Source organism: Nocardiopsis sp. NPDC055879 (genome assembly GCF_053615935.1).
Map to the genome: position 1 here is coordinate 1 of NZ_JBSHCT010000001.1, position 25,593 is coordinate 25,593.

General features: G+C 67.6%; 21 protein-coding genes and 1 pseudogene. 13 read left to right on the plus strand and 9 right to left on the minus strand.

Annotated features, from left to right (window positions below; all coding sequences use genetic code 11):
- Positions 1–291 (plus strand): annotated as a pseudogene (locus ACWGKS_RS00005) (serine hydrolase); the annotation flags it as partial.
- Between the two features lie 113 nt (positions 292–404).
- Here the strand turns inward: ACWGKS_RS00005 and ACWGKS_RS00010 are convergent.
- A complete protein-coding gene (locus ACWGKS_RS00010; protein WP_358504264.1) occupies positions 405–1,004 on the minus strand; it encodes a TetR/AcrR family transcriptional regulator in 600 nt (199 codons plus the stop codon).
- Between the two features lie 95 nt (positions 1,005–1,099).
- On the opposite strand from ACWGKS_RS00010, the gene ACWGKS_RS00015 reads away from it, so the two are divergent.
- A complete protein-coding gene (locus ACWGKS_RS00015; RefSeq protein WP_358504261.1) occupies positions 1,100–1,558 on the plus strand; it encodes a nuclear transport factor 2 family protein in 459 nt (152 codons plus the stop codon).
- A 67-nt stretch (positions 1,559–1,625) separates the two neighbouring features.
- Here ACWGKS_RS00015 and fabG read toward each other — a convergent pair whose 3' ends face one another.
- Positions 1,626–2,384, minus strand: a complete 759-nt coding sequence (gene fabG, locus ACWGKS_RS00020) for a 3-oxoacyl-ACP reductase FabG (protein WP_358504258.1) — start codon at positions 2,382–2,384, stop codon at positions 1,626–1,628.
- A 318-nt stretch (positions 2,385–2,702) separates the two neighbouring features.
- On the opposite strand from fabG, the gene ACWGKS_RS00025 reads away from it, so the two are divergent.
- Entirely contained in the window at positions 2,703–3,200 is a 498-nt protein-coding gene (locus ACWGKS_RS00025) for an ATP-binding protein (protein WP_358504256.1), read from the plus strand.
- 247 nt (positions 3,201–3,447) lie between these two features.
- The gene (locus ACWGKS_RS00030; protein ID WP_067597277.1) at positions 3,448–4,284 is read left to right on the plus strand and encodes a helix-turn-helix domain-containing protein; all 837 of its coding nucleotides are present in this window, start codon (positions 3,448–3,450) and stop codon (positions 4,282–4,284) included.
- Between the two features lie 239 nt (positions 4,285–4,523).
- On the opposite strand, the gene ACWGKS_RS00035 is transcribed toward ACWGKS_RS00030, so the two are convergent.
- From ACWGKS_RS00035 to ACWGKS_RS00055, 5 genes are all read right to left on the minus strand, one after another.
- Entirely contained in the window at positions 4,524–4,757 is a 234-nt protein-coding gene (locus ACWGKS_RS00035; RefSeq protein ID WP_304074560.1) for a DUF397 domain-containing protein, read from the minus strand.
- Positions 4,758–5,064: 307 nt separating this feature from the next.
- Positions 5,065–6,081, minus strand: a complete 1,017-nt coding sequence (locus tag ACWGKS_RS00040; RefSeq protein ID WP_358504251.1) for a metal ABC transporter substrate-binding protein — start codon at positions 6,079–6,081, stop codon at positions 5,065–5,067.
- Positions 6,082–6,163: 82 nt separating this feature from the next.
- Positions 6,164–6,844 carry a potassium channel family protein gene (locus ACWGKS_RS00045; protein ID WP_358504248.1) on the minus strand — a complete coding sequence of 227 codons (681 nt, stop codon included), beginning with the start codon at positions 6,842–6,844 and terminating at the stop codon, positions 6,164–6,166.
- A gap of 40 nt (positions 6,845–6,884) precedes the next feature.
- A complete protein-coding gene (locus ACWGKS_RS00050) occupies positions 6,885–8,327 on the minus strand; it encodes a TrkH family potassium uptake protein (protein WP_358504245.1) in 1,443 nt (480 codons plus the stop codon).
- A gap of 154 nt (positions 8,328–8,481) precedes the next feature.
- Positions 8,482–9,393 carry a cation diffusion facilitator family transporter gene (locus ACWGKS_RS00055; RefSeq protein WP_358504243.1) on the minus strand — a complete coding sequence of 304 codons (912 nt, stop codon included), beginning with the start codon at positions 9,391–9,393 and terminating at the stop codon, positions 8,482–8,484.
- 89 nt (positions 9,394–9,482) lie between these two features.
- Here ACWGKS_RS00055 and cmtR point away from each other — a divergent pair, with 89 nt between their 5' ends.
- The 3 genes from cmtR to ACWGKS_RS00070 all read left to right on the plus strand — a co-directional run bounded on the left by cmtR (position 9,483) and on the right by ACWGKS_RS00070 (position 14,053).
- A complete protein-coding gene (gene cmtR, locus ACWGKS_RS00060) occupies positions 9,483–9,824 on the plus strand; it encodes a Cd(II)/Pb(II)-sensing metalloregulatory transcriptional regulator CmtR (RefSeq protein ID WP_358504240.1) in 342 nt (113 codons plus the stop codon).
- A 575-nt stretch (positions 9,825–10,399) separates the two neighbouring features.
- Positions 10,400–13,639: an efflux RND transporter permease subunit gene (locus ACWGKS_RS00065; protein ID WP_358504237.1), complete on the plus strand. Its 3,240-nt coding sequence runs from the start codon at positions 10,400–10,402 to the stop codon at positions 13,637–13,639.
- A gap of 219 nt (positions 13,640–13,858) precedes the next feature.
- Positions 13,859–14,053 carry a hypothetical protein gene (locus tag ACWGKS_RS00070; RefSeq protein ID WP_358504234.1) on the plus strand — a complete coding sequence of 65 codons (195 nt, stop codon included), beginning with the start codon at positions 13,859–13,861 and terminating at the stop codon, positions 14,051–14,053.
- Between the two features lie 102 nt (positions 14,054–14,155).
- Here the strand turns inward: ACWGKS_RS00070 and ACWGKS_RS00075 are convergent, their stop codons facing one another.
- Entirely contained in the window at positions 14,156–14,653 is a 498-nt protein-coding gene (locus ACWGKS_RS00075; protein WP_358504231.1) for an ATP-binding protein, read from the minus strand.
- A gap of 631 nt (positions 14,654–15,284) precedes the next feature.
- Here ACWGKS_RS00075 and ACWGKS_RS00080 point away from each other — a divergent pair.
- The 6 genes from ACWGKS_RS00080 to ACWGKS_RS00105 all read left to right on the plus strand — a co-directional run bounded on the left by ACWGKS_RS00080 (position 15,285) and on the right by ACWGKS_RS00105 (position 24,742).
- Positions 15,285–16,835, plus strand: a complete 1,551-nt coding sequence (locus ACWGKS_RS00080) for a family 2 glycosyl transferase (protein ID WP_452521273.1) — start codon at positions 15,285–15,287, stop codon at positions 16,833–16,835.
- A gap of 603 nt (positions 16,836–17,438) precedes the next feature.
- Positions 17,439–18,419, plus strand: a complete 981-nt coding sequence (locus ACWGKS_RS00085; RefSeq protein ID WP_358504225.1) for an ABC transporter permease — start codon at positions 17,439–17,441, stop codon at positions 18,417–18,419.
- Between the two features lie 82 nt (positions 18,420–18,501).
- Positions 18,502–19,407, plus strand: a complete 906-nt coding sequence (locus tag ACWGKS_RS00090) for an ABC transporter permease (RefSeq protein ID WP_358504222.1) — start codon at positions 18,502–18,504, stop codon at positions 19,405–19,407.
- A 15-nt stretch (positions 19,408–19,422) separates the two neighbouring features.
- Positions 19,423–21,591, plus strand: coding sequence for an ABC transporter ATP-binding protein (locus ACWGKS_RS00095; protein WP_358504219.1), 2,169 nt, complete (start codon positions 19,423–19,425; stop codon positions 21,589–21,591).
- A gap of 70 nt (positions 21,592–21,661) precedes the next feature.
- Positions 21,662–23,377: an ABC transporter family substrate-binding protein gene (locus ACWGKS_RS00100; RefSeq protein WP_358504216.1), complete on the plus strand. Its 1,716-nt coding sequence runs from the start codon at positions 21,662–21,664 to the stop codon at positions 23,375–23,377.
- Between the two features lie 201 nt (positions 23,378–23,578).
- Positions 23,579–24,742 carry a pectate lyase family protein gene (locus ACWGKS_RS00105; RefSeq protein WP_358504213.1) on the plus strand — a complete coding sequence of 388 codons (1,164 nt, stop codon included), beginning with the start codon at positions 23,579–23,581 and terminating at the stop codon, positions 24,740–24,742.
- A 13-nt stretch (positions 24,743–24,755) separates the two neighbouring features.
- Here ACWGKS_RS00105 and ACWGKS_RS00110 read toward each other — a convergent pair whose 3' ends face one another.
- Entirely contained in the window at positions 24,756–25,577 is an 822-nt protein-coding gene (locus tag ACWGKS_RS00110) for a hypothetical protein (RefSeq protein ID WP_358504211.1), read from the minus strand.
- Positions 25,578–25,593: the final 16 nt, after the last annotated feature.

Here is a 25,593-nt window from a genome sequence, read left to right on the forward strand (position 1 = left end):
GGTCCCGACCAGGCGTGGGGTGTGTCGGCCGTCGCCACCGGCGGCGACACCGTCGGACTCAAGAACGGGTGGACCCCACGCGAGTCCAACGGGGGACTGTGGATCATGAACAGCGTCGGCTACGTGGCCGGGCCCGAGCACGAGTACCTGATCGCGGTGATGTCGGACCACAACACCGACTACGCCACCGGGATCACCCTCCTGGAGGACCTGGTCACCGAGGTGGTCGAGGCCATCGAGGGGCCCGGCGCCCACGACGACCACGTCGCCGTCGGCACCACGCTCTACTGAGGAACGGTCACTCCTCCAGGGAGGAGAGCACACAGAACTCGTTGCCCTCGACGCTCGCGCACCCGCCGACCACGGCCGGTGGGTGCGCGAGCGTTCGGGTCCGGCCCTCGTCATCAGCGGGCGTTCAGGGCCCGAAGGAGGTATGTGACCAGGGCGTTCAGGTAGTCGGGATCGACCTCGGCACGGAGTATGTTCAAGCGCCAGTACAAGGGCGCGGCCAGCAGGTCCAGGGCCAGGGGCAGATGGGTGTCCTCGGGGAGTTCCCCGCGCTCGATGGCCCGACGCAGGGTGGCTTCCCCGAGCGCGCGGCGTGGTCCGCCGATCGCGCTCTCGATCGCCCGGGCCAGGTTCGGGTCGCGTCCGGCCTCGGCGGTCAGGTCGGGCAGGATCGCCGCGAAACGCGGATGGGTGAGCCAGGCGCGCACCGCTTCCAACGTGGCGCGCAGGTCGCCCTCCAAGGATCCGGTGTCGGTGATCTCGGCCGGCGGCACGCTGAATTCGGTCAGTGCCGCGATCACCATCTCTTGTTTGGAGGGCCAGCGGCGGTACAGGGAACTCTTGCCGGTACCGGCGCGCTTGGCCACGCCCTCCATGGACAGGCGCCCGTATCCGCGCTCGGCGAGTTCGTCCAGTACGGCCTCGGCGATGGCCGAGGTGACTTGGGGACGCAGGACGGCGGCTCCGGTGGGTGTGCGCCGGGTGTGGTCGTTCATGTCGCCATCATACGTGTGGACGATACGGTACCGTTCCGTTAGAGTTCGTCGGGACGGTACCGTATCGTCCCAATGGAAGGAAAGGTGGTCGCGTCATGGGCGCACCGCTCAAGAACGCCTCCGACCTCATCGACGAGGGCCTGAGGCTGATTCTGGCCAAGGACATGCTCGGTTTCGCCGACCTGTGGGCGGAGGAGGGGACCATGGAGCTGCCGTTCGCGCCACCCGGCGCGCCCCGGTGGTTCGAGGGGCGCGCGGCGGTGCGGGAGTACCTGCGCCACTACACCGACCACTTGGACGTGCGGGCGGTCCACCGGAACGCGGTGCACGTCACCACCGACCCGAACGTGGCCATCGCCGAGCTCGAAGTGGAGGGTGTGGCCAAGGAGACCGGAAGTGACTACCGGATGCGCTACATCGCGGTCGTGATCGCACGCGACGGGGAGATCATCGAGTACCGCGACTACTGGGACCCGCTGGCCGCCCAGGAGAACACGGGCGAATCCGCCGCCGAGGCGACCCCCTTCCCCGAGCGCGCCGGCCACTCCGCCTGAGTGTTCGTCCGAAACGACAGTGCCCCACCGGACATCATCGCCGGTGGGGCACATGTTCTCCCAGCGGTCAGTCCAGGGGGCCGCCGGCGACGTAGAGGACCTGGCCGGACACGAAGCCCGCGTCCTCACCGGTGAAGAACGCCACCGCGTTGGCGATGTCCTCCGGCAGGCCCACGCGTTGCACGGGGATCTCGGCCTGCTTGAAGGCCTTCATGTCGTCGTACTTGATCCCGATCCGCTCGGCGGTGGCGCGGGTCATCGCGGTCTCGATGAAACCGGGGGCCACCGCGTTGCAGGTGACACCGAACTTGCCCAGCTCGATGGCGAGGGTCTTGGTGAAGCCCTGCAACCCCGCCTTGGCCGCCGCGTAGTTGGCCTGGCCGCGGTTGCCCAGCGCCGAGGAGCTGGACAGGTTCACGATCCGGCCCCACTTCTGGGCGGTCATGTGGGCCTGGGCGGCCTTGCTCATCAGGAACGAACCCCGCAGGTGCACGTTCATGACGGTGTCCCAGTCGTCGGGGGACATCTTGAACAGCAGGTTGTCGCGGAGCACCCCGGCGTTGTTGACCAGGATCGCGGGAGGGCCGAGCCGCTCGGCGACGGTGTCGACGGCGGCGGTCACCTGGTCGGCGTCGGAGACGTCGCAGCCCACCGCGATGGCCTGGCCACCGTCGGCGGTGATCCGGTCCACGACCTCTTGGGCGTCGGACTCCTTCAGGTCCAGAACGGCGACGGAGCGACCTTCACGGGCGAGGCGCTCGGCGGTGCCGGCGCCGATGCCGCGGGCCGCGCCGGTCACGATCGCCACACGAGGCGTTGGGGACATGGTGTTACCTCCATTGATCACGTGGTGGGCGCGGAGGAATCATATCCGCATGCCTACTGGTCGGTACGTACCCGGGTACGCCTTTCAGTTCTGCGGGAAACCGGCGTTCCATGACTTCTTCAGTCGTCCGTAATGGTGTTGACCTGCGCCGCCGCAAAGCTTTTCGGTTGGTGCCGCCGTTTGCCTGCGCGTGATCGGGCCGTGGCTTACGATGTCATCCAAGACTGAGATGCACGTGCATTCGGCCCGTGCAGCAGCACGAGCTTCACACCCATTCTGTGGTCTGCGGTGCGGTGCGTCAGTGAGGAGTTGAAGGGCATGGAGTGTGCGGAGGCGGTGGCGGAGCCTGCCGACGCATGGTGGCTCAGGGTCCTGACCCACGGGTCCCCACGCTGGAACACACCGGTGTGCGGTGATCGGCACGACGCCGTCACGTGGACTTTCGAGCCCCGCCCACGGACGGTCGGCGCGGCCAGGGAGATTTCCGACGCCCTGCTCCTCGAATGGGGCATGGAGCACTTGTCGAGCGATGTCTCGGTCGTCGTTTCGGAATTGGTCACCAATGCGGTACGTCATGGAGGCCCGATCGCCTTGACCGAACGGGGCCGATCGGGTATTCAGCTCTCCCTCATGCGCAGCGGTAGTGAATTCATCTGCGCGGTTCGTGACGGTGGAGATCACTTGCCGCGCAGAAGGGAAGCGATCTCCGGGGTCGAGGGAGGCAGAGGGCTTGCCCTGGTGAGTGCTTTCGCGCGAGAGTGGGGAGTGATTCCCACGCCGCCCGGTGGAAAGTTCGTTTGGGCACAATTCGTGTGAGTCGATGACTCGGGGCTCGTTGCCGGGCGTCCCGCCGTGCGAGGCGGGGCCGTCGGCCGGGTGGGCCGCCCCGGGGAGGGGCGGGCGAGGGTGGAACGGGACGCCGTCGATACCGTGGAGGTGTAGTGTCCCGGTCGCACGACAAAGGGGACCGGGCGAACCGATACTCTTGTTCGGAGAAAGAAGAGAGGCGGCGAACGTGGATATCGCTCATTTGCGTCAGGGGAGTGGCCCCACCGTGCGCCGCATGCTCCTGGGAGAGCAGCTTCGACGGTACCGGCAACTACGTGGCATCTCCCGTGAGGAAGCGGGCGAGAGGATTCGAGCCTCCGCTTCCAAGATCAGCCGTATGGAACTGGGGCGGGTCGGATTCAAGCCTCGGGATATCGAGGACCTCCTCAAGATGTACGGGGTCACCGACCGTAAGCTCCTGAGGGAATTCAAGGAACTGGCCCTCGAATCCAACAAACCGGGTTGGTGGAAGGAGTACGGCGACGCCCTCCACAAGTGGTTCACCCGCTATGTGGGCTTCGAGGAGGCGGCCGACCAGATCCGTGTCTACGAGTCCCAGTTCGTGCCGGGGTTGTTGCAGACCGAGGACTACGCCCGCGAGGTCATCTCCGGTGGTGTCGACACCGACACCCTCTCCGAGCAGCGCATCCAGGCCAGACTCAAGAGACAGGAACACCTCAACAGCGGCAAGAAGATGTGGATCATCCTCGACGAGGCGGCGGTACGTCGGCCCATCGGGGGCCGCGAGCGCGGCAAGGAGATCATGTGCGGTCAGCTGCGCCACCTGATCGACATCTGTGAGAACCGGGACAACATCACCCTGCAGATCATCCCGTTCGAGGTGGGTGCGCACGCCGCCGAGGCCGGGTCCTTCACGCTGCTGCGCTTCTCCGACTTCGAACTGTCCGACGTCCTGTACCTGGAGCACCTGACCGACGGCGACATCGTGGACAAGCGGTCCACGGTCGAGGCCTACACCAAGGCGATGACCAAGCTCAGCGTCTCGGCCGCCACCCCTGACGAGACGGTCTCGATGCTCAAGGACATGCTCAAGGACCTCGACGAGGCCTGAGTCCCTTCCAGCCCCCACACCCTTTGCTGAAGAACCTCTTCGCCCCGGTGGGTGGGGCAAGAGAAGGCTCCGTCTGCGACGGAGCCCCCTCTTCTCGCTGGAGCCCGTAGCTCGGGTGACCCGGGAGAGAGCAAGGGGGGTGGCTTACCGGATCGGCACGTACACCGCCCCACGGTGTGTCGCACCGTCGTGCCACGAGATACGGGTGGGCCCCTCCGTTCCGCGCGAAGCGGGCCGCCCTAACCGAGCAGGTTGTCGAAGTCGCCGTCCTTGGCGCCCAGGATCAGGCAGTCGATCTCCTCCTGCGTGTAGACCAGGGCCGGACCGCTGGGGAAGCGCGAGTTGCGAACCGCGATGGATCCGTCGTGGAGACGCGCCATCTCGACGCAGGCCCCCTGTGAGTTGCTGCGCTTGGCCTTCTGCCAGGAGGCCTCGGTCAGGTCGGTCGCGCGGATGCCGTTGTGTGCGGTCATGTTCCTGTCGCTCCTTGCGTCTTCGACTGAGGGAATGCGTGCGTGCTAATGCATTAACGAATGCACGTGCATCAGCACCATCACTCTCACGAGCATAGCGTGATGCTCGCCACTTGTCCGTGGGTTTGGTCGGATGTAAGCGCTATGTAATCGTGTCCTCGTCGGCAAGACGCCCAATCATGGCTTCGTTGCTGGTCAGGAGTCTGTGAGTTGCTTTGGGACCTTGGTCTGAAAGTGACGCGGATGAACGCTCGGTAACGCGCGAAGGCCCCGCCGAAGTATCGACGGGGCCTTGCGGGGCCGGTGGCTATTCGCAGGAGAGCGCCGTGGTCAGCGCTTCCAGGTTCCCGCGCATGATCGAGGGGTAGTCGTCGCCGGGCGACTGATCGGTCACGCCTTCCAGGGGGTCGAGCACCTCCACCTGAGCGTCGGTCTCGGCCGCGATGGTGTCCGCGGTCTCGGCGGGCATGAGCGGTTCGGTGAAGATCGTGGAGATGTCGCGCTCGTTGACGATGTCGGCGATGTCGGCGATCTGCGCGGGGGAGGGCTCGCTGTCCGGGTCGACCCCGCTGACGCCGATCTGCTCCAGGTCGTACCGGTCGGTCAGGTAGCTGAAGGCGGTGTGTCCGACCACGACCTCACGGTGCTCGCAGGAGGACAGCCCCTCCTCGTACTCATCGCCGATGGCGGCCAATTCGTCGGCGACCCGCTCGGCCTCCTGCCGGTAGGTGTCGGCGCCCTCGGGGTTCGCCTCTCCCATGCGTTCGGCCAACGCCTCGGCGGTCTGGGCCATCAGGTCCACGTCCAGCCAGAAGTGGGGGTCGTGCTCGCCGTGGTCGTGCCCGTCCTCGCCCTCGTGGTCGTGCCCGTCCTCGTGGTCGTGCCCGTCCTCGCCCTCATGGTCATGGTCGTGACCGTGGTCGTCGTCCTCGCCACCGTCGGCGGGGCGCAGCGATACGAGGTCGGCGACGTCGAGAGAGGCGTCCTCGCCCTCCTGGGCGACGGCCTCGTCCACGGCGGGTTGGAGGCCGCCCACGTGGAACACGATGTCGGCCTCGCTGACCTCGGCGATCTGGCGGCCGGTGAGCTCCAGGTCGTGCGGTTCGGCGCCGGGTTCGGTCAGCTGGACGACGGCGGTGGTGTCCCCACCGATCTCCTGGGCCAGCCATTCGAGCGGGTAGACCCCCGTGACGACGGTGAGGTCGGCGTCGGCGGGGGAGACCCCGTCGCCACCGGTGTCACCGCCCTCACTTCCACAGCCGGTGATGATCATGGCGAGGGCGGCGCCGAGGGCGGCGGTGCGCACGGAGGTCCTGGTTCTCATGGGACCATTTTCGGGAAAATGAAAACGGTTGTCAATTTGTCCGCTTTGGCGCCTCGATCACGGTCCGGTCCTCCGGGAGGGTTCAGGGACGTTGACTCTCGGCGAACCGTTCCACGTCGTCGGTCCTGCCGGCCACCACGATCAGATCTCCCTTGTGCAACACGGTGTCCTGGGTGGCGTAGGTGAAGGAGGCCCCCACCCGCTTCACCGAAACCACGGTGATGCCGAACCGTTGCCGAACCTGGGTCTCTCGCAGGGTCTTGCCGAACATCTCCTTGGGTGCCTTGGTCTTGCCCAATGCGAACCCCTCCTCCAGTTCGACGTAGTCCAGCATCCGGCCCGAGACCAGGTGCGCGACTCGCTCGCCGATGTCATGTTCGGGCAGTACCACGTGGTGCGCGCCGACCTGTTCCAGGATCCGACTGTGCCTACGGCTGGTCGCCTTCGCCCAGATGCTCTTCACTCCCAGGTCCACCAGGAGCGAAGCGGTCAGGATGCTCTCCTCCAGATGGGAGCCGATGGCCACGACCGCCAGGTTGAACTGGTGGGCCCCCACCTGGCGTAGGGCGTCTTCGTCGGTGGAGTCCGCGATCACGGTGTGGGTGAGCACGTCGGCGTAGGACTGGACCAGGCGCGGGTTGGAGTCCATACCCAGGACCTCCCAACCGCGCCGGACCAGTTCCAGGGCCAGTGAACTACCGAATCGGCCCAGGCCGATGATGAGGATGCGCTTGTCATCGTTGCGTCGGTCGATCTGGGGCAAGACCCCTCCTTGCGTGGGTTGGACTGCGCGGTGTGCTGTCTCAGCCGATGATGGGCCTGGCCTCGGCGAAGGTGTAGTGACGGTGTCGGTCACGGAACGCGAGTGCCGCTACGAACGTGATGGGACCGATGCGCCCGGCGACCATGAGCACGGTCAACAGCACCTGGGTCCATGCCGGAAGGTCCGGGGTGATTCCGGTGGACAATCCGACAACGCCGAACGCGGAGACCATCTCGAACAGGACGTGGAGGAACTCGAACGTGGTCGTGCGCAGCACGAGCAGGATGCTGAACGCCACGAGGGTGGCTGAAAGGAAGACCAGGCTCAGAGCCTGACGGATCACGTCCGGGGGAAGGGCACGGTCGAAGGTGTGCACCCGGGTGTGTCCGCGGACCTCGGACAGTACGACGAGGAAGAGGACGGCCAAGGTCGCCACCTTGATGCCTCCGGCGGTTCCGGCGCTGCCGCCGCCAACGAACATCAACATGATAGTGAACAGCAAACTGGAGTCCGTCATCTCGCTCACGGGGACGACGTTGAGTCCACCACTGCGCGGCATCACGCCGTGGAACACACCGTCGGTGAGCCTGGCCGTCCAATGAAGCTCGCCCAACGTGAGCGGGTTGTTCCACTCCATGAGAGTGATGAGGAGGGTGCCGCCCAGCAGGAGCACGAGGCTCGTGGTGATCGTGAGTTTGGTGTGCAGGGACCAGCGGTCGCCCTTTCGCAGACTCCGCCATACCTCGAGGATCACCGGGAAACCGATGCCTCCCAAAATCACGGCCGCACTGATGGGCAGGAGGATCATGGCGTCGCCGGAGAACCGGGTCATGCTGTCGTCGTACAGGGAAAGCCCGGCGTTGTTGAACGACGAGACCGAGTGGAAGAGCCCGGAGTAGGCCGCCTCCCACCAGGTCATGCCGTAGCCGAGCCACAGACGAGGAGTGATGAGAACGAAGATCGTGCTCTGTACCACCAAGAAGATGACGACGACACGGCGTACCACTCCGGAGACCTCGCCGACCTCCAGGCTTCGGGTCTCCGCTTGCACGTTCAGGCGCATGCGCAGGCCGAAGCGGTGGGCCAGGGCGCTTCCGAGCAGGGCCGCCAAGGTCATGATGCCCATCCCGCCGACCTGCATCAGCAGCATGACGATCACTTGACCGTAGGTACTCAGGTCCTGACCGATGGAGATCACGCTCAGGCCGCACACGGCCAGGGAGGTGGTGGAGGTGAACAACGCCGGGACCAGGTCCAGCCCTTGGCCGTCCGTGGTGGTGAAGGGGAGCATGAGCAGGAACGTGCCCACCAGGTTCACCGACAGGAACATGGTGAGGAAGGCCCTGGCGGGCTTGCGCCAAGCGCCGATCTCCCGATGGGTGACCTCGGGCGCCTGGGTGGCGATACCCGAACTGTGTCTACGTATCGTCCAGGGAAGACGTCTCCACCAAAGTCGCACGGAGCCCGGGTTCTTCCTGCTCATGGAGCGACCTTACTCATACCGTCTTTTCGACCCACCGCTGCTTCTACCTTCTCATTCGTGAACCCGTCCGATGGTGCCACGGGCCAGGGGCGAGGTGGTACGTGGAAGTGGCGCGAGACGAGAAGGTGAACGGTGTCATCGGTGGTGGCGGGGTTCAGTCGTGGCGGGCGCCCTCGTGGTCGGCGTGGCCCGGCGGCTCCAGTTGCAGTGTCGAATGGTCCACGTCGAAGTGTCCGCTCAGACACTCGTGCAGTTCGTCGAGCATCCGTCCGGTGTCGTGCAGGTCCTCCTCGGCCACCACCACGTGCGCGGACATCACCGGGACCCCGGAGGTGATGGTCCACACGTGCAGGTCGTGCACGTCGATGACGGCGGGGTGCCCCATCAGGTGCGAGCGAAGGTCGGCCAGGTCCATGCCCTTGGGCGCGGCCTCCAGCAGGATGTGCACGGCCTCCTTCAGCAGCGACCACGCGCGGGGCACGATGATCGCGGCGATGGCGAGCGAGACCAGGGTGTCGGCCTGCTGCCACCCGGTGAAGAGCACGATGAGACCGCCGATGATCACGCCCACGGAGGCGAGCGCGTCACTCATCACCTCCAGGTAGGCGCCCTTGACGTTGAGGCTCTCCTTCGCGCCCGACCTCAGCACGAACATCGCCACGATGTTCATCACCAGGCCGAACCCGGCGACCACGATCATGCCGAGCCCGGACACCTGGGCGGGTTCGCGGAACCGGTCGACCGCCTCCAGCACGATGAACCCGCACAGGACGAACAGCACGATCGCGTTGACGGCCGCGGCGAGGATCTCGGCGCGTTGGAGTCCGAAGGTGCGCCTGCCCGTGGCCGGCCGACCGGCGATCCACACGGCCACCAGTGCCAAGGCCACCCCGAAGGAGTCGGTGACGGTGTGTCCGGCGTCGGCGAGCAGGGCGAGACTGCCGCTGAACGCGGCCCCGGTGACCTGGACCACCGCCACGGTGAGCATCAGTACCAGAACCACGGCGAGCCTGCGCTTGTTGGCGGCCCCGGCCGTGATCGGCCCGTGGTCGTGTCCCACGCCCATCGTTCCCCCGTCCTCAGATCCATTAGTACACTCAAGACTGTTTATACAGCCTGCACTGTCTATACAGCAAAAAATGTACAATGGTTTTCATGTTGACCTCAGAGCAACGCCTCTCCGCGATCCAGCGCCTCGGACGCGCACTGTCCGATCCCACCCGGTGCCGTCTGCTGTTGGCCCTCCTGGAGGGGCCCGACTACCCGGCCGGGCTCGCCGACCGGCTCGGGCTCACCCGGCAGAACGTCTCGAACCACCTGGCCTGCCTGCGCGACTGCGGACTCGTGCGCACGCACGCCCAGGGTCGGCAGGTCAGCTACGAACTGGTCGACGAATCCCTCGTCCATGCCCTGGACGACCTCCTCCACGTGGTCTGGGGCACCACCCAGCCCCACGAGACGCTCGCCCCCTCAGAGGAACAGCCCCGAGCCGTCTGAACCACCCCGCCGCGCCGTCGCCGCTCACCCGACGCATGCGTACGGGTGCGCATCGCGTGTACCCCCCGTGCTCGCTTCCGGATGACCGGAATCGGTCATCGTGATGTCCGTTACACCTTCGGCAGTCGCCCCTGTCGGCGTGAAGATCCACTTCGGGCCAGTGGGTCCCCCTCACCCGGCGAGTGTCCCTAACTTTGGTCGATACCGACCCTGACGGAAGACTGACATCTCCCTGATAGTTCCCTGAACTCTCCGGAGTCGGCGCAACTTCCGATATAACGCGACGTAAGGTGAGCGTGCGCCCGGCGGATGCGGGGCCCGACGACGGGTCTACCCGAGCGGGCGTCCCGCCCCGGACGAAACGAACACCCGCATCCCCCATCACACGACTCGCGGATCGGCCCGTGCCCAAGGTCGCCCGTTCGACCACGAACGGGCGCACCCCCGGTCCGGGAACCGTCCCATCACCCGGCGAGCTAGGAGCGAGCACCTCTCATGTCCAGACCGGCCATCACGGCACACGGCGAGCGGTACCCGGACGGACCCACCGCCCCCCACGCGGAAGGGATGCGCGCGTGAACCGCCTTTCGGTCATATCGCTCGGCAACCGGGCGCTGGTCCTCCTCATCACGCTGGCCGTGCTGCTCTTCGGCACCTTCGCCGCGCTCTCGGCCAAGCGCGAACTCTTCCCCGAGATGACCCTGCCGATGGTGATGGTCTCCGCCCAGTACCAGGGCGCGACCCCCCAGGTCGTCGAAGGACAGGTCACCGAACCCCTCGAACAGGCGCTGCAGGGCGTGGAGGGCATCGACACGATCACCTCCACCTCCAGCACCGGTTCGGCGCAGATCATGGCGGAGTTCGACTACGGCCGCGACCAGGACGCACTGGTCCGCGAGGCCCAGGTCGCCGTCGACCAGATCGCCGGCATGCTCCCCGAGGACGTCGATCCCTCAGTCATGTCCATGAGCATGGACATGATGCCGGTGATGCTGTTGGCCGCCGCCTCCGACAACGGCGACGAGCAGGCGATGGCGTCCACCATCGAGAACGTGCTCATCCCCGAACTGGAGTCGGTGCCCGGCGTCCGTTCGGCCGACCTGACCGGTCTGCCGGAGGAGCGCGTCGAGATCACCCCCGACGAGGACGAACTCGTCGACGCGGGCGTGAGCGTCCAGGACCTGTCCAACGCGCTGGAGTCCAGCGGCCTGCTCATGGCCGGCGGCTCCATCGACGAGGACGGTCGCAGCCTCAGCGTCACCACCGGCGACCAGCACACCGACCTCGAAGCGATCGAGGACCTGTGGGTGCAGCCCTCCGCGGGCGCCGCCGACGAGTCGGCCGCGATTCCCGGCGCCCCGCCGGCCGCGGCACCCTCCGCGGTGCGGCTCTCCGAGGTCGCCGACGTCGAGATGGTCACCGAGGATGCCTCCTCCATCGCTCGACTCGACGGCAACCCCAGCATCGCCCTCATGGTCATGGCGACCCCCGACGGCAACACCGTCGAGGTCTCCGACGGCGTCCAGAACGTGCTCGATGAGCAGTCCGACCTTCTCGGTGACGACGTCGAACTCGCCGTCGTCTTCGACCAGGCACCCTTCATCAACGACTCGATCACCGACATGTTCGAGGCCGGCGGTTACGGTCTCGTCGCCTCGGTCATCGTGATCCTGGTCTTCATGCTGTCCATCCGCTCCACCCTGGTGGTGGCGGTGTCCATTCCGGTGTCGGTCCTGGCGGCCTTCGTCGGCATGCAGGCCTTCGGCTTCACCCTGAACATGCTCACCCTGGCCGCGATCACCATCGCGATCGGCCGGGTGGTGGACGACTCCATCGTCGTCCTGGAGAACATCCGTAGACACATGGACTACGGCAAGGAACGGATGTCGGCCGTCAAGGACGGCGTCCGCGAGGTCGCCACGGCCGTGGCCTCCTCCTCCTTCGCCACCATCGCCGTGTTCCTGCCCCTGGCCTTCGTCGGCGGCATGGTCGGCGAGATCTTCATGCCGTTCGCGGTCACCAGCAGCCTGGCTTTGGCCGGTTCGCTCCTGGTCGCGCTGACCATCACGCCGGTGCTGTGCTACTGGTTCCTGCGGCCCGCCGAGGTCGGGGACGTCCCGAGCGAGGAGATCGAGCGCAAGGCGCACGAGCGCGAGATGCACACCCCGCTGCAGCGCGCCTACCTGCCGGTCATCCGCTGGATCACCACCAAGCGCAAGACCGCCACCGCGGTCACCCTCGCGGCCAGTGTCGCGATCCTGGTCGGCACCGTCGCCCTGGCCGCCACCTCCGAGACCGACTGGCTCGGCCAGGCCGAGGAGAACAGCTACACCGCCATCCAGGAGCTCGAACCGGGCACCTCCCTGGAGGCCGCCGACGCCGAGGCCGCCAAGGTCGAGGAAGCACTCGCCGGAATGGCCTGGATCGACACCTACCAGGTCAACGTGGGTGGCAACCCGATGATGGGCGGTGGGGCCGCCGACCAGATCGACTACACGATCACCGCCGACCCCGACACCGACCAGTTGCGCAACCGCGAGGTCCTGCGCGACACCTTCGCCGACCTGGACACCGAGCACGAACCGCGCCTGGACTCCACGGGCGGTATGGGCGGCTCCGGCATCGAGGTGCGGGTCACCGCCGAGGACCAGACGACCCTGGCCGAGGCCGCCGAGCTGGTGGAGGACGAGCTGCGCGCCATCGACGGCGCCGACGACGTCACCAGTGGTGTCTCCGAGTCGCAGCCCTCCCTGGAGGTGCACGTCGACGGTGAGGAGGCCGCCGAGCAGGGGCTGAGCGAGGCCGCGGTCGGCCAGACCGTCGCCGCCGCCTTCAACGGTCAAAACGTCGGCACCGCCACCATCGACGACATCCGCCGCGACGTGGTCGTCCTGGTCCAGGACGCACCGCAGACCGTGGCCGAGCTCGAAGAACTGCCGATCGCCACGCCCACCGGGCAACTGATCGAGCTCACCGACGTGGCCGAGGTCGTCGAGGTCCAGCAGCCGCCGGAGCTCACCCGCATCGACGGTGTCACCAGCACCACGGTGTCGGCCAACCCGAGCGCCTCCGACCTGGGCGCGGTCAGCGCCGAGATCACCCAGGCCCTGGACGGGCTCAGCCTGCCCTCCGGCGCCACCGCCGACCTGGGCGGTGTCAGCCAGGACCAGACCGAGGGCTTCGCCCAGCTGGGTCTGGCCCTGCTCGCCGCGATCGTCATCTGTTACCTGATCATGGTCGCGACGTTCAAGAGCCTGATGCAGCCGCTCATGCTGCTGATCTCGGTCCCGTTCGCCGCCACCGGTTCGCTGGGTCTGCTGTGGCTGACCGGAACCCCGATCGGCGCCGCCGCCCTGATCGGCATGCTCATGCTCATCGGCATCGTCATCACCAACGCCATCGTGTTGATGGACCTGATCAACCAGAACCGCAACAAGGGCATGGAACTGGGCGAGGCCATCGTCGAGGGTTCGCGCCACCGCCTGCGGCCCATCCTGATGACCGCGGTCGGCACCATCGCCGCGCTCATCCCGATGGCCACGGGCCTGGCCGGTGGCGGAGCGTTCGTGTCCGCACCCGTCGCCCTCGTGGTGATCGGTGGTCTGATCACCTCGACGCTGCTCACCCTGATCCTGGTGCCCGTCCTCTACCAGCTGGTCGAGGTGCGCCGGATGAAGCGTGAGGCCAGGGGGCAGGCCCGCTACGAGCGTCGCCGCGCCAAGGCCCGTGCCAAGGCGGGGGTCGACACCGCCACGGGTGAGGCCGACCGGGTGCCTGAGGAGACCTCCTCAGAGGACTCCGGCCACGGTCGCTGACCCGAGCGCGACCGACGAGAAGGGGGCGTCCCGCACACCACGTGCGGGGCGCCCCCTTCGTCGTCCGTGCCCGTAGCGGTGACATCGTCGCGACACGCCCGGAAGCGGGGGTGGACCAAAGTCCGGAAACCCCTGTGAATCAGGGGATCTCGGACGCTTCCTCTGTGTCACCGGTATGTCGATTTGTGCTATCCGCGCACTCCAGGCAGGCTTCCCCCCATGGATGACGCGAAGAAGAACCTCGAAGACCTGCTGCGCGACGAGCTCGGAGACGAGCCCTCGCAGGAGGCCAAGGACTACGCCCGCGAGCTGTACGAGCGCTTCAAGCTCCCCGCCACCGACCCCGCCACCGCGAACCCGGCCCCGGCCGCCCCCGCGGCCCCGACCGAACCCGCCTCCGGCTCGGAGGGCTGAGTGCCCGACGCCCTCGGTACCGTCACGGAGACCACGGGGCCACCGTTCGGGCGCCAAGGTGTCTCCCGTAACCCATTGCCGACCTAGGGCGCCCGAACACCCCTAGGGACAGGGACGGTCGTCGCCGTCCCATTCGAGTTCGAACCACACCTGGCGGCCTCGGCCGTCAAGTCGTGGCTCGGTGCCCCATTTGCTGGCGAGCGCCTCCACCAGGTCGAGCCCCCGGCCGTGCTCGGCCGTGTCGTAGGGGTCCCGATGCTGGGGCAGGGGCGCTTCCGTCGTGCTGCCCAGGTCGCGCACCTCCACGCGGGCCCAACCCGGCGCCAGCCGCACGCACACCTCGAACTTGCCGGTGTCGCACCCCGAAGCGCTGTGCCTGATGGCGTTGGTGGCGAGCTCACTGGTCAACAGCGTCGCCGTGGTCAGTTCCGGTGACTCGGCCAGTTGCCTGGCCACGAATCTGCGAGCGTAGGAGATCTGGCTCGGCAGACCGGGAAAGCGTCTGCGGGCCGGTCTGGGAATGGACCCCGTACGGGCGGAGCGTCGATCGCCGCCGTCCTGTCGGGTGGTGGCGTTCTGGGTGCTTCTGGACTCTGCCATGGGTCTCGCCGGGCGTTGGGAACGGTGGAGAGGGGCCGAAGTCGAGTGGTCGTGGTCCGAGGGCGCGGAACGAGGGGTGGCGGTCTCACACATGTGGGTTCACTCCCCGGGGATGTGTGTGCGCGGGCAGGGCTGATGGGAAGCCTGGCCCTCGGAGCGTCCATGCCCTTTGTGGGTCACGGCGCGTGGACACACGGGGCGAAGCCCCCTGGGTCAGGGAGGGAAGCGTCTCGGTATCGCCGGGAGTGCGGTACGAGGGCGGCGACATGTGTCGGCGGCGAAGCCGCGGGGCTTCACGCCGTGTGGTGGTGGGGCCTGCGGGCAGCCCATGGGCGATGGTCATGTCCGGTGTTCGGTGTGCCCTACGACACTGAAGGGCCTACTCGCGCTCAGCATACGCTCCGTGCCTCCCTGGAAACCCAGTCGACCTGGTTCGGACAGGGTAACCCTGCCTGAACTGGATAAAGGGGGGATGAAGTGGTCCGGGACGGTCCTCGACCGTTGGATCGAAGCGGGGAACGGCGCTCCGGCGGACTCTCGTAACAAGATAACAATTAGATGACACTGGGTCGAATTTTGCCACTTCGTCCACTCTTGCGTGTGTCCATCATCACGGGCCAAGGTATGGGTCATGGCCGTGCCAACCCCCGAACCACTGCCCATGGGTCTCGGTGTCGAGATCGATCGCGCCGTCCGGTTCACCGACGAGGGCCACGTCCTCGTCGGTGGGTCCCCACCCCACGCCCTGCGGTTACCGGCCGAGGGCGTGAGCTCGGTGATCCGCCGGCTCAGCGGGGCTCGGCCCGACCATCACCATGAACGCGTGCTGGCCCGGATCCTCGTGGACGCCGGACTGGCCCACCCACGCCCCGAACCCACCGAACCCGGAGCCGACACCCAGGTCGTCCTGGTCGGGCACGGCGTCGACATCGACTCCGGCGCGTTGGACGCGACCCTGACCCTCCTCCACGCCGAGCACCCCCACGTGCGCGTGCTCGTGGTCGGCGTGACCGGAGCGGCCGAAGAGGTGGCCCTTCGACACGGTGCGCGCGTGGTCCGGGGGCCCACGGAGGGCGCCGCCGCCCGGACGGTCGGGCTGTGGGCCTGCGACGCCGAGTTCGTGGCCTTCCTGGACATCGGTTCCGAACCCGGACCCGGTTGGCTCCGCGCCGCGCTCGGCCACTTCGCCGACCCCGACGTCGCGGCGGTCGTGCCGCGTGTCCTGGCCGCTCGGGAACCCCACGGGAACCTGGGCATGACCATCGCGGCCCTGCGGGCGTCGGGCTCCGACCGTGGCACGGACCCCGGGCCGGTGCTCGCCTCGACCCCCTTGGAACCGTTCCGTGCGCTGGTGGTGCGCCGCGAACCCACCCGGTCGGACCCGGCCCTGGGCGCGGTCGCCGAGGCCGACCTGGTCTGGGCACTGGCCGGGCGCGGCTGGTCGGTGCGGTACGAACCCCGCTCCCGGGTGCGGATGCCCATGACCGCCGGACTCGGCGCCTACCTGCGCGCGCGTTGGGAGTTCGGGGCGGCCGGAGCCGCGTTGGCCCGACGTCATGGCCTGCGTGCGACCGGTCCGCGGGTCTGCCCGACCGCCCTGGCCGCCGTGGCGCCGGCCGCGGCCGGACACCCCCTGATCGGGCTCACCGTGGCCGCCGCGGGGGTTGTGGCCACGGCCGGGGCCCTGCGCTCGGGGGTGGCCTTGTCGCCGGTGGACGCGGTGCGTCCCGGGTTGGTGGAGTCCGCGCACACGGTGCGGGCGCTCGCGCGGGAGGTGCGGACGACCTGGTGGCCGGTGTCGGCGGGGGTGGCCGTGGGCGGTGCGTTGGCCTGGGCGCGTGGTCGCTCTCGGAGCGGTGGGGCCGGCGCGGGTCGAAGGGCGGGTCGTCGGGCCTTGGTGGCGGGCGCGTTGCTGACCGTGCCGCATCTGGCCTCCTGGCGACGCCGACACGGTGCCGCGCTGGTGGGTCCCCTGGCGTGGACGGGGTTGTCCGTCGCCGGGGACGCGGCGTGTGCGTTCGGTACCTGGTGGGGGGTACTGCGTTCCGGTTCGGTGGCCCCGCTGGTACCACGTCCCCGACCGCCGGTGTCGACCACGTCCTTGGTATCCCGGCAGGTGGGAGGGGGTCCTTCGATCCCCTTGCGCAAGTCCGGGTCAACCTCCATCGTTAGCGAGCGTTAACTCGTGTCACACACGGTGAAAATATTCGAGTGTTCGGCGGCCGGGCTTCGGGGTCCCCGATGCCGGTTCTCGTGACCCTGCGTGATATTCGGCCTCGTCTTCGGGGGAGCGACGTCGCTCCGGTGGGCCTTGTTCCGCGTGTGGCGTGAGCGCCGACGTTTCCGTGGGCGAGGGTCGCGGAGAGCCCGGTTTTTGTAAACGCCGTTTACCGAATTGCCCCCTGGTGGGTGAAGTCTCCCCAGTTCAGGATGTATATAATGACGAAGTGTGTTCGCCTGGGTGCTGTCTGTGTAGAATTCGACATTTCACCAAGTGCTTGCGGTCCAAATCGCCACCGTTGTCCTTTCTTGATGCGTCGGTTACCGGCAAGTGTCTAGACGTCGCGCAGACTCTTGACATTCCGGTTACGGAACGTGAATCGGATGTCAGTGTGTTTCTTCGATCACTGGGAGTGACCCTCGTGGGGTCGGGAGACCGCGAACGCTTAGCCGTCCTTACGGTTGGAGCGCGAGCGAACCCCTGCCCGACCCGGATCACTCCCAGTGGTGGTGACTCACAAGCACAGATCAAGCGCCGGGCTCGGTGTGAGGTTCGGAGATAGTTTTGGGCAAGTTCCTGGCCAGGCGGCTGCTGAACTACGTCGTCCTGATTTTTCTGGCGACGAGTTTCGCGTACCTTCTCGCGGCCACCAACCTGCAGCCGCGCGTGTACTTCGAACAGATGCAGCCGCCACCGGCGCCCGAGGTCGTCAACGCCCAGCTGGACACCCTCAACCTCAACGACCAGACCCCGCTCGCCGAGCGATACGTCACCTGGCTCAAGGGCGTCGTCACCGGTGACTTCGGCAAGAACATCCAGGGCGGCGACGTCTCCGCCCAGATGTGGATGAAGGCCGGGGTCACCCTGCGGCTCATCACCGTCGCCACCGTCCTGGGCAGCGCGCTGGGCATCGCCATCGGCGCCTACGCCGCCGTGCGTCAGTACCGTGCCTTCGACAAGGCCGCCACCGGCGCCTCCTTCTTCGTGCTGTCGATCCCCACCGTCGTCATCGCGATCGTCATCCAGGTCATCGCGGTCGCGATCAACGACGGGCTCGGCTTCACCTTCCTCAAGTACGTCGGCGAGTACTCGGCGGGCTTCCAAGGAAACGCGTGGGAGCTGCTCCTCAATCGGATCCACCACGCGATCCTGCCGACCCTGGTGCTGGCACTGGCCCTGTTCGCCGCCTTCGCCCGCTACCAGCGCAACATGATGCTGGACGTCCTCGGGTCGGACTTCGTGCGCACCGCCATGGCCAAGGGACTCACGCGACGCCGGGCGCTGTTCAAGCACGCCCTGCGCACCGCGCTGATCCCCACCATCACCTACTTCACGTTCACCTTCGGCGCCCTGGTCTCGGGTTCGACCTTCACCGAGAAGATCTACGGCTGGCACGGCATGGGCGCCTGGCTCATCGACTCCATCTCCCGCCAGGACGTGCACGTGGTCGCCGCGGTCTCCTGGTTCATGGCCGTCACCATCATGGCGGCGTCGTTCCTCTCGGACATCCTCTACGCCTGGCTCGACCCCCGGGTGAGGGTGTGACGATGTCCCGCGACCCCGAACCGACCAGCCTCCTCGCGCCCCACAAGGGTGCCCCCGCAGCAGCTTTGTTGGAGACCACGCCATGACCACCGTCACCGAGACGACACCGGACGTGCCCACCGCGCCACCGGCACCCAACCGGTTCAAGGACATCGCCCGCCAGCTCATCGAGACCCGACGCGTCATCGTCGGCATCGTGATCCTGGTGCTGCTGACCCTGTTCGCCTTCCTCGGGCCGCTGATCAGCGCTTGGGGAGTGGGAGAGCGGGACTACACCGCGCTCCTGGAGGGGATCTCACCCGATCACTGGTTCGGCACCAACCGAACCGGCCAGGACATCTTCACCCAGACCACGGCCGGTCTGCAGAAGTCGATGCTCATCGGCCTGCTGGTCGCGCTGATCTCCACCGCGATGGCGGCCGTCATCGGTGCCTTCGCCGGCTACTTCGGCGGGTTCACCGACAAGGCCCTCACCTGGATCGCCGACCTGGCCCTGGTGCTGCCCAACTTCGTCATCCTCGCCATCCTGTCCCGGCACTTCGTCGGCAACGGAGGTTGGCTCATCCTGGTCATCCTCCTGGCGGCGTTCAGCTGGATGGTCACCTCCAAGATGGTCAGGGGACTGACCATCTCGCTCCGTGAACGCGAGTACATCCATGCCGCCCGCTTCATGGGCGTCCCCTCGCACAAGATCATCTTCCGGCACATCCTGCCGAACATGTCGTCGCTGCTCATCGCGGACGCCACCATCATGGTCAGCGCCGCGATCATCGGCGAGACCGCGCTGAGCTACTTCGGTCTGGGCGTTCAGTCGCCCGACATCAGCCTGGGCGTGGTCATCGCCGACGGCGCCTCGTTCGCCACCACGGCGCCCTGGGTCTTCATCTTCCCGACGGTGCTGCTGGTGCTGCTGGTCCTGGCCGTGAACATGATCGGGGACGGGCTGCGCGACGCCCTCGACCCCGCCGCCAAGTCGCGTCGGTCCTAGGGGGAAGACACACCAATGAGCACCGAGACCATCGTGGAGAACGAGTCCACGAACAACGACGACACGGCCCGCACCCCGGTCCTGGAGGTCAGCGACCTCACCGTCACCTTCCCCGGGATGAACAACAACCCCGACGTCAAGGCGGTGCGCGGCGTCAGCTACGCCGTCCACTCCGGTGAGGTCCTGGGCATCGTCGGCGAGTCCGGGTCCGGCAAGTCCGTCTCCTCCATGGCCGCGATGGGGCTGCTGCCCGAGCACGCCGAGATCACCGGTTCCGTGCGCCTGCACGGTGAGGAGCTCCTCGGCAAGAACGACAGGGAGATGGCCCGCAAACGCGGCAAGGTCATCTCGATGGTCTTCCAGGACCCGTTGTCGGGCCTGACACCCGTGTACACCGTGGGCGACCAGCTGGCAGAGGCCTTCCTGGTGCACAACCCCAAGGCTGGCAAGGCCAGGGCCCGGAACCGCGCGGTGGAACTCCTGACCCTCGTGGGCATCCCCAACCCCGAGGCGCGGTACCGCTCGTTCCCGCACGAGTTCTCCGGCGGCATGCGCCAGCGCGTCATGATCGCCATGGCCATGGCCAACGACCCCGACGTCATCATCTGCGACGAGCCCACCACGGCCCTGGACGTCACCATCCAGGCGCAGATCCTGGACCTGCTCCGTACCGCCCAGCGCGAGACCGGGGCCGCGATCGTCATGATCACGCACGACCTCGGCGTCGTCGCCGGGTTCGTGGACCGACTGTTGGTCATGTACGCGGGCCGTCCCGTGGAGATCGGCAGCGTCGACGAGATCTACTACGGCAGCCGCATGCCCTACACCATGGGCCTGCTCGGCGCGGTCCCCCGGATGGACCTGGAGGACCAGGGCGCGCTGGTGCCGATCAAGGGCAATCCGCCGTCGCTGTCCGACCTGCCCCCGGGGTGCCCCTTCGCTCCGCGTTGCCCCATCGCCCGGCCCGAGTGCGATGAGGCCGAGCCCGAGCTGCTCACCATCGGCTCGCGCGCCTCCGACACCGACGTGGACCAGGACGAGGACACCGACGCCCAGCGTGTGGCGTGCGTCCGATCCGCCGAGATCGAGGCCGGCGGGTGGACCGCCCAGGACATCTACCCGGTGCCGGAGATCCCCGAGCCGGTGCGCGCCACGGGCGACCGGGAGGACCTCGCCGAGGTGCTGCGGGTCCAGGACCTGATCAAGCACCACCCCCTGATGAAGGGCGCGGTCTTCAAGCGTCGCGTCGGCACGGTGTACGCCGTGGACGGTATCGACTTCGACATCCGGGAGGGGGAGACCCTCGCCCTGGTCGGGGAGTCCGGTTGTGGCAAGTCCTCCACCCTCATGGAGGTCATGAGCCTGGACCGGCCACAGCGCGGCGGCGTCGAGGTCATGGGCCGTGAGGTCGGCACGCTCTCCCGAAGCGAGAGGTTCGGGCTGCGTCGCGACATGCAGATCGTGTTCCAGGACCCGATGAGCTCCCTGGACCCGCGTATGCCGGTCTTCGACATCATCGCCGAGCCGCTGCGCACCCACAAGGTTCCGGTGAGGGAGGTCACCGAGCGCGTCTACGAGCTCATCCGACTCGTCGGACTGAACATCGAGCACGCCACCCGCTTCCCCGCGGAGTTCTCCGGTGGTCAGCGTCAGCGCATCGGCATCGCCCGGGCCCTGGCCCTGGAACCCAAGCTCCTGGTCCTGGACGAGCCGGTCTCGGCACTGGACGTGTCCATCCAGGCGGGTGTGATCAACCTGCTGGAGGAGCTCCAGGCCAAGCTCGGTCTGGCCTACCTGTTCGTGGCGCACGACCTGTCCGTGGTCCGGCACATCGCCGACCGGGTGGCGGTCATGTACCTCGGCAAGATCGTGGAGATCGGCGACACCAAGTCGATCTACACCCGGCCCAGTCACCCCTACACCCAAGCCCTGCTGTCCGCCATCCCCGTTCCGGACCCGGAACGGGAACGGGCACGCACGCACATCGTTCTGGAAGGGGACCTCCCCAGTCCCGCGAATCCGCCCTCGGGTTGCAGTTTCCGAACGAGGTGCCAGAAGTTCATCACTCTCTCGGAGTCCGACCAGGAGCAGTGCATGAGCGTCGAACCGACGATCCGTCCCACCAACGGTGGGGACCAGGGATCCGCCTGCCACTTCGCGGAACGGCGTAGCGACCTTGTCTGATCCACGGTTCGAAGGCACGGCCGGTGCCGCCCCGCGCACCGGTCACACCATCCCTAGGAGGGAAATCCCCATGCGTATCGGGAAGGCGCGTTACCTCGCCCCCGCTTTCGCTCTGGTGCTGTTGGCCAGTGCCTGCGCGAGCGACGACGGCCAAGACGAGGGCGACGCCCAGGCAGAGCAGGCGTCCCTGCCGGCCGACGACCTCAACCCCGCGGACCGCGACGACCTCAAGGACGGAGGTGACTTCATCTGGGCCCTGAGCGAGTACGAAGAGCAGCACAACATGCACCACGTCCAGGGCAACAAGGGCGACGTGCGTCGTGTCATGGCGGCGGTCATGCCGTCCCCGATGCGCTTCGACGCCGAGGGCGGGTTCGCCGCCAACGAGAACTACGTCCTCGACTACGAGGTGAGCGACGACGGTCTGGAGACCGACTTCGTGCTCAACCCCGACGCGGTGTGGTCCGACGGTGAGCCCATCACCTGGGAGGACTACGAAGCCCTCGCCACCACCATGAAGGGTGAGCGCGGCAGCGAGTTCGAGATCCTCTCCAGCACCGGCTACGAGCGGATCGACGAGATCGTCGAGGGTGAGGACGAGTACTCCTTCACCATCAAGTGGAGCGAGCCCTTCGGCGACTGGCCCACCCTGTTCTCCCCCCTGTACCCCAAGGAGTACATGGAGGACGAGGAACTCTTCCTGGAGGGCTACGACAAGGACATCCCCGTCACCGCAGGTCCGTTCGGTGACGTGGAGTTCGACGACGTCGCCTCCCGCATCACCGTTCACAAGAACGAGGACTGGTGGGGCGACGAGGCCAAGCTCGACCGCATCATCTTCGCGGGCCTGGACACCAACGCCCAGTCCGGTGCCTTCGCCAACGGTGAGGTCGACGCCTTCTACCTCGGCTACGACGCCGCCGGCTACGAGCGCGTGAAGGACATGGAGAGCGAGGGTGCCTACTTCACCCGCGCCGTCAACCACGGGCACCGCTTCACCGCGCTGAACGGCTCCAGCCCGCGCCTGGAGGACAAGAAGGTCCGACAGGCCGTCGCCCTGGCCATGGACCGCGACACCATGGCCGAGGTCGCCCTCGGCGCCGTGGACTGGCCGATCACCGGTGAGGTCAACCGCCTCCTGCGCTCCAGCCAGAACGGTTACCAGGACAACAGCGGTGACCTGGGCGAGCGTGACCTCGACCGCGCCGCCGAGCTCCTGGACGAGGCCGGCTGGACCCTGGAGGACGGTGAGGAGGTCCGCACCAACGAGGACGGCGACAGCCTGACCCTGGCCTACGTGGCCTCCGAGGGCATGGACCTGGCCGTCGACGAGGGCGAGATGACCCAGCAGATGCTCGCCGAGGTGGGCATCGAGGTCGACGTCCAGCAGGTGCCGGCCAACGCGCTCTTCTCCGAGTACGTGACCCCCGGCAACTACGAGTTGGCCACCTTCGTCTACACCGGCACCTCCCCCTTCTCCTCCGACTCCAAGGGCAACTACGGCATGCCCGTGGACGAGGAGGGCGAGAACTGGGGCGCCAACGTCAGCCGTTACTCCGTCCCGGAGGTCGACGAGCTGTTCGACGAGATGGCGGTGGAGACCGACCCGGACGAGTACGCCCGGATCGCCAACGAGATCGACGCCCTGCTGTGGGAAGAGGTCCTGACCATCCCGCTGTTCGAGCGTCCCGGTTTCTGGGTCATGAAGGACGACCTGCACAACTTCGGTGAGTTCGGTCTGGCCGCCGACTTCGTGTACGAGGACATCGGCTGGGCCGCGGAGTAACCTCCACGGTCGCCTCCGACCTCCGGGCGCGGTGAGCGTCCCGGCGGCCCCGAACACCACCGAAAGGGCGTCGTCCCCCGAACAAGGGGGCGGCGCCCTCGCTCGTGCGCGGCCGGGGACCGCCTTGCCCACGCTCTCCCCGGGCCTGAGAGAATCGGTACGATTCGACCCCCTCCCTCCCCGCTCGTTGGAAAGTTCCAGATGCGAATCCACCCCCTCGCCGCGTCCTGTCTCGCGGTCCTGCTGTGTGCGGCCCTGGTCTCCTGCTCCCGTTCCGAGGAAACCGCCGAGAACACCGAGACGCCCACCGGCGCGGCGGTGAATCCGGACCCGGAGGACGCCGACGAGAGCAGTCCACCGCCGCAGGAGCCAGAGGAGGAACGGCCCTACGGCGCCCCGGTGGGTTGGGCGGCCGAGCCCGGAACGGTGGAGGCGGTACCCGGCCAGGACGGCCAGGACGGACAAGACGGCCAAGACGCCGATGACGGCGAAGGCGGCGGGGACGGTGCGGAGGCCGAGGAGGCCGAGGAGACCGAGGAGGGCGCCGAGGGCCAGGACGCCGAACATCCCGGGGTGACCGGTGGCGCCGAAGGGGAGACCGTCACCGCCACCGACGCCGACGACCTCGCCGAACACCTCTCCTCCGACGAACCCCTCGTGGTGGAGGTCGAGGGCGACATCGACCTCGACGGCACCATCGCGGTCGGCTCCGACAAGACCGTCCTGGGGGTGGGCGAGGGCGCCGAACTGACCAATGGCCGACTGGACGTCGACGGCTCCACGAACGTCATCGTGGCCAACGTCGGCATGGACGTGGACGGCACCGCCATCGCCGTCCACGGCGACGCCCACCACGTGTGGGTGGACGGCTCCACCTTCACCGGTGAAGGCGACGCCGCCCTCGTCATGGTGACCGACGGCGCCGACCACGTCACCCTGTCCTGGAACCACTTCGTCGAGGCCGAGGCCGCCGTCACCATCGGCTCCGCCGAAGACGACACCGGCGCGCTGCGGGTGTCGGTCCACCACAACTTCTTCGACGGCACCACCTCCCGGCACCCGCGCGCCCGCAACGCCGAGCACGTCCACGTGTTCAACAACTACTTCCGGGACAACCCCGAGTACGGGGTCAGCTCTGCCCAGGGCTCCAAGGTGCTGGTCGAGGGCAACTACTTCGAACGCACCCCACTGTCGGTCTCCAGCGAGGACGACGAACCCGGCGACGTCGTCACCCGCGACAACCTGCTGGTCGACTCCGAACAGCCCGAGTTGCGCGGCGAGGTCCCCGACCCGCCCTACGCCTACGAACTCGACGACACCGTCAGCGTCCCCGACCTGGTCACCGCGCGAGCCGGAGCGCTCTGAGCCGGTCGACCGTTCATTCGGTCACCGCGTGGTAGTCGTAGGTCTCCCCGTCCCCGTCGGCCGTCTCGTAGCTGAGCCGGCGGGGATGACCTTCCTCGTCGACCCACAGGTCGAACTCGGCGTTCGGTAGAGGCGTCAGCGTGTTGCGGCCGGTGTCGCTGTCGTAGCCGCCCATCGAGGCGGGGAAGTTCCCCGAGTACCGGTGCGCGGTGTGCGTGCTCGCCGGGACCCCCTCCGGGCCCGTTGGCAGACGAACCTCCTCGATCTCCACCAGTTCCAGTCCCACGGCGGACTCCACCAGCGCGTCCATGGTGGCCAGGAGGAAATCCACCGAACACAACCGCAGGTCCGCCTCCGTGGGAGGGTCCAGCAGGGTGAGCCCGTCCAGGCCCTTCTCCGCGGTCATCAGGTGGCCCGCGTCGGCCAGCTCGTACCGGAACACCTCCACGCCCTCCCCGGTCCGGTGGTAGTGCTCGAACTCGACGTCGAGGTCCTCGCCCGCGCGCGCCCAACCCCGGCCCGCCTCCGTGCCCTGCGAGTACTGGGCGTAGCTCACCTGTACCGAGGGCGAGGATCTCAGCTCCTCCGCGGCCATCTCCAGGACGGCCTCCGCGTCCGCGGGGTCGGCTTCCCCGCTCCGCTCCTCGGGTGGATGGGTCTGTGGACTCGGGTCCTCCACCGGGGTGGACACCCCCTGTGAACCGCCGTTGAGGACCAGCCGGGACACCCCCCAACCACTCGCGATGACCGTGAGACAGACCGCGACCACGAGCAGGGTCATCGGCCAGTCCGGGCTCTGCGTCGGAGCCTGGTCCGCCGGGTCGGTGAAAGGCATCGATGTCGACACTGAC

Excerpts from the sequence above, each read along its gene's own strand:
- ACWGKS_RS00040 (WP_358504251.1), bottom strand. The coding sequence starts at position 6,081 with ATGAGAACCAGGACCTCCGTGCGCACCGCCGCCCTCGGCGCCGCCCTC.
- ACWGKS_RS00095 (WP_358504219.1), top strand. The coding sequence starts at position 19,423 with ATGAGCACCGAGACCATCGTGGAGAACGAGTCCACGAACAACGACGAC.
- ACWGKS_RS00025 (WP_358504256.1), top strand. The coding sequence starts at position 2,703 with ATGGAGTGTGCGGAGGCGGTGGCGGAGCCTGCCGACGCATGGTGGCTC.
- ACWGKS_RS00105 (WP_358504213.1), top strand. The coding sequence starts at position 23,579 with ATGCGAATCCACCCCCTCGCCGCGTCCTGTCTCGCGGTCCTGCTGTGT.
- ACWGKS_RS00090 (WP_358504222.1), top strand. The coding sequence starts at position 18,502 with ATGACCACCGTCACCGAGACGACACCGGACGTGCCCACCGCGCCACCG.
- ACWGKS_RS00110 (WP_358504211.1), bottom strand. The coding sequence starts at position 25,577 with ATGCCTTTCACCGACCCGGCGGACCAGGCTCCGACGCAGAGCCCGGAC.
- ACWGKS_RS00010 (WP_358504264.1), bottom strand. The coding sequence starts at position 1,004 with ATGAACGACCACACCCGGCGCACACCCACCGGAGCCGCCGTCCTGCGT.
- ACWGKS_RS00070 (WP_358504234.1), top strand. The coding sequence starts at position 13,859 with ATGGATGACGCGAAGAAGAACCTCGAAGACCTGCTGCGCGACGAGCTC.
- ACWGKS_RS00100 (WP_358504216.1), top strand. The coding sequence starts at position 21,662 with ATGCGTATCGGGAAGGCGCGTTACCTCGCCCCCGCTTTCGCTCTGGTG.
- ACWGKS_RS00075 (WP_358504231.1), bottom strand. The coding sequence starts at position 14,653 with ATGGCAGAGTCCAGAAGCACCCAGAACGCCACCACCCGACAGGACGGC.
- ACWGKS_RS00080 (WP_452521273.1), top strand. The coding sequence starts at position 15,285 with ATGGCCGTGCCAACCCCCGAACCACTGCCCATGGGTCTCGGTGTCGAG.
- fabG (WP_358504258.1), bottom strand. The coding sequence starts at position 2,384 with ATGTCCCCAACGCCTCGTGTGGCGATCGTGACCGGCGCGGCCCGCGGC.
- ACWGKS_RS00055 (WP_358504243.1), bottom strand. The coding sequence starts at position 9,393 with ATGGGCGTGGGACACGACCACGGGCCGATCACGGCCGGGGCCGCCAAC.
- cmtR (WP_358504240.1), top strand. The coding sequence starts at position 9,483 with ATGTTGACCTCAGAGCAACGCCTCTCCGCGATCCAGCGCCTCGGACGC.
- ACWGKS_RS00030 (WP_067597277.1), top strand. The coding sequence starts at position 3,448 with ATGCTCCTGGGAGAGCAGCTTCGACGGTACCGGCAACTACGTGGCATC.
- ACWGKS_RS00035 (WP_304074560.1), bottom strand. The coding sequence starts at position 4,757 with ATGACCGCACACAACGGCATCCGCGCGACCGACCTGACCGAGGCCTCC.
- ACWGKS_RS00015 (WP_358504261.1), top strand. The coding sequence starts at position 1,100 with ATGGGCGCACCGCTCAAGAACGCCTCCGACCTCATCGACGAGGGCCTG.
- ACWGKS_RS00050 (WP_358504245.1), bottom strand. The coding sequence starts at position 8,327 with ATGAGCAGGAAGAACCCGGGCTCCGTGCGACTTTGGTGGAGACGTCTT.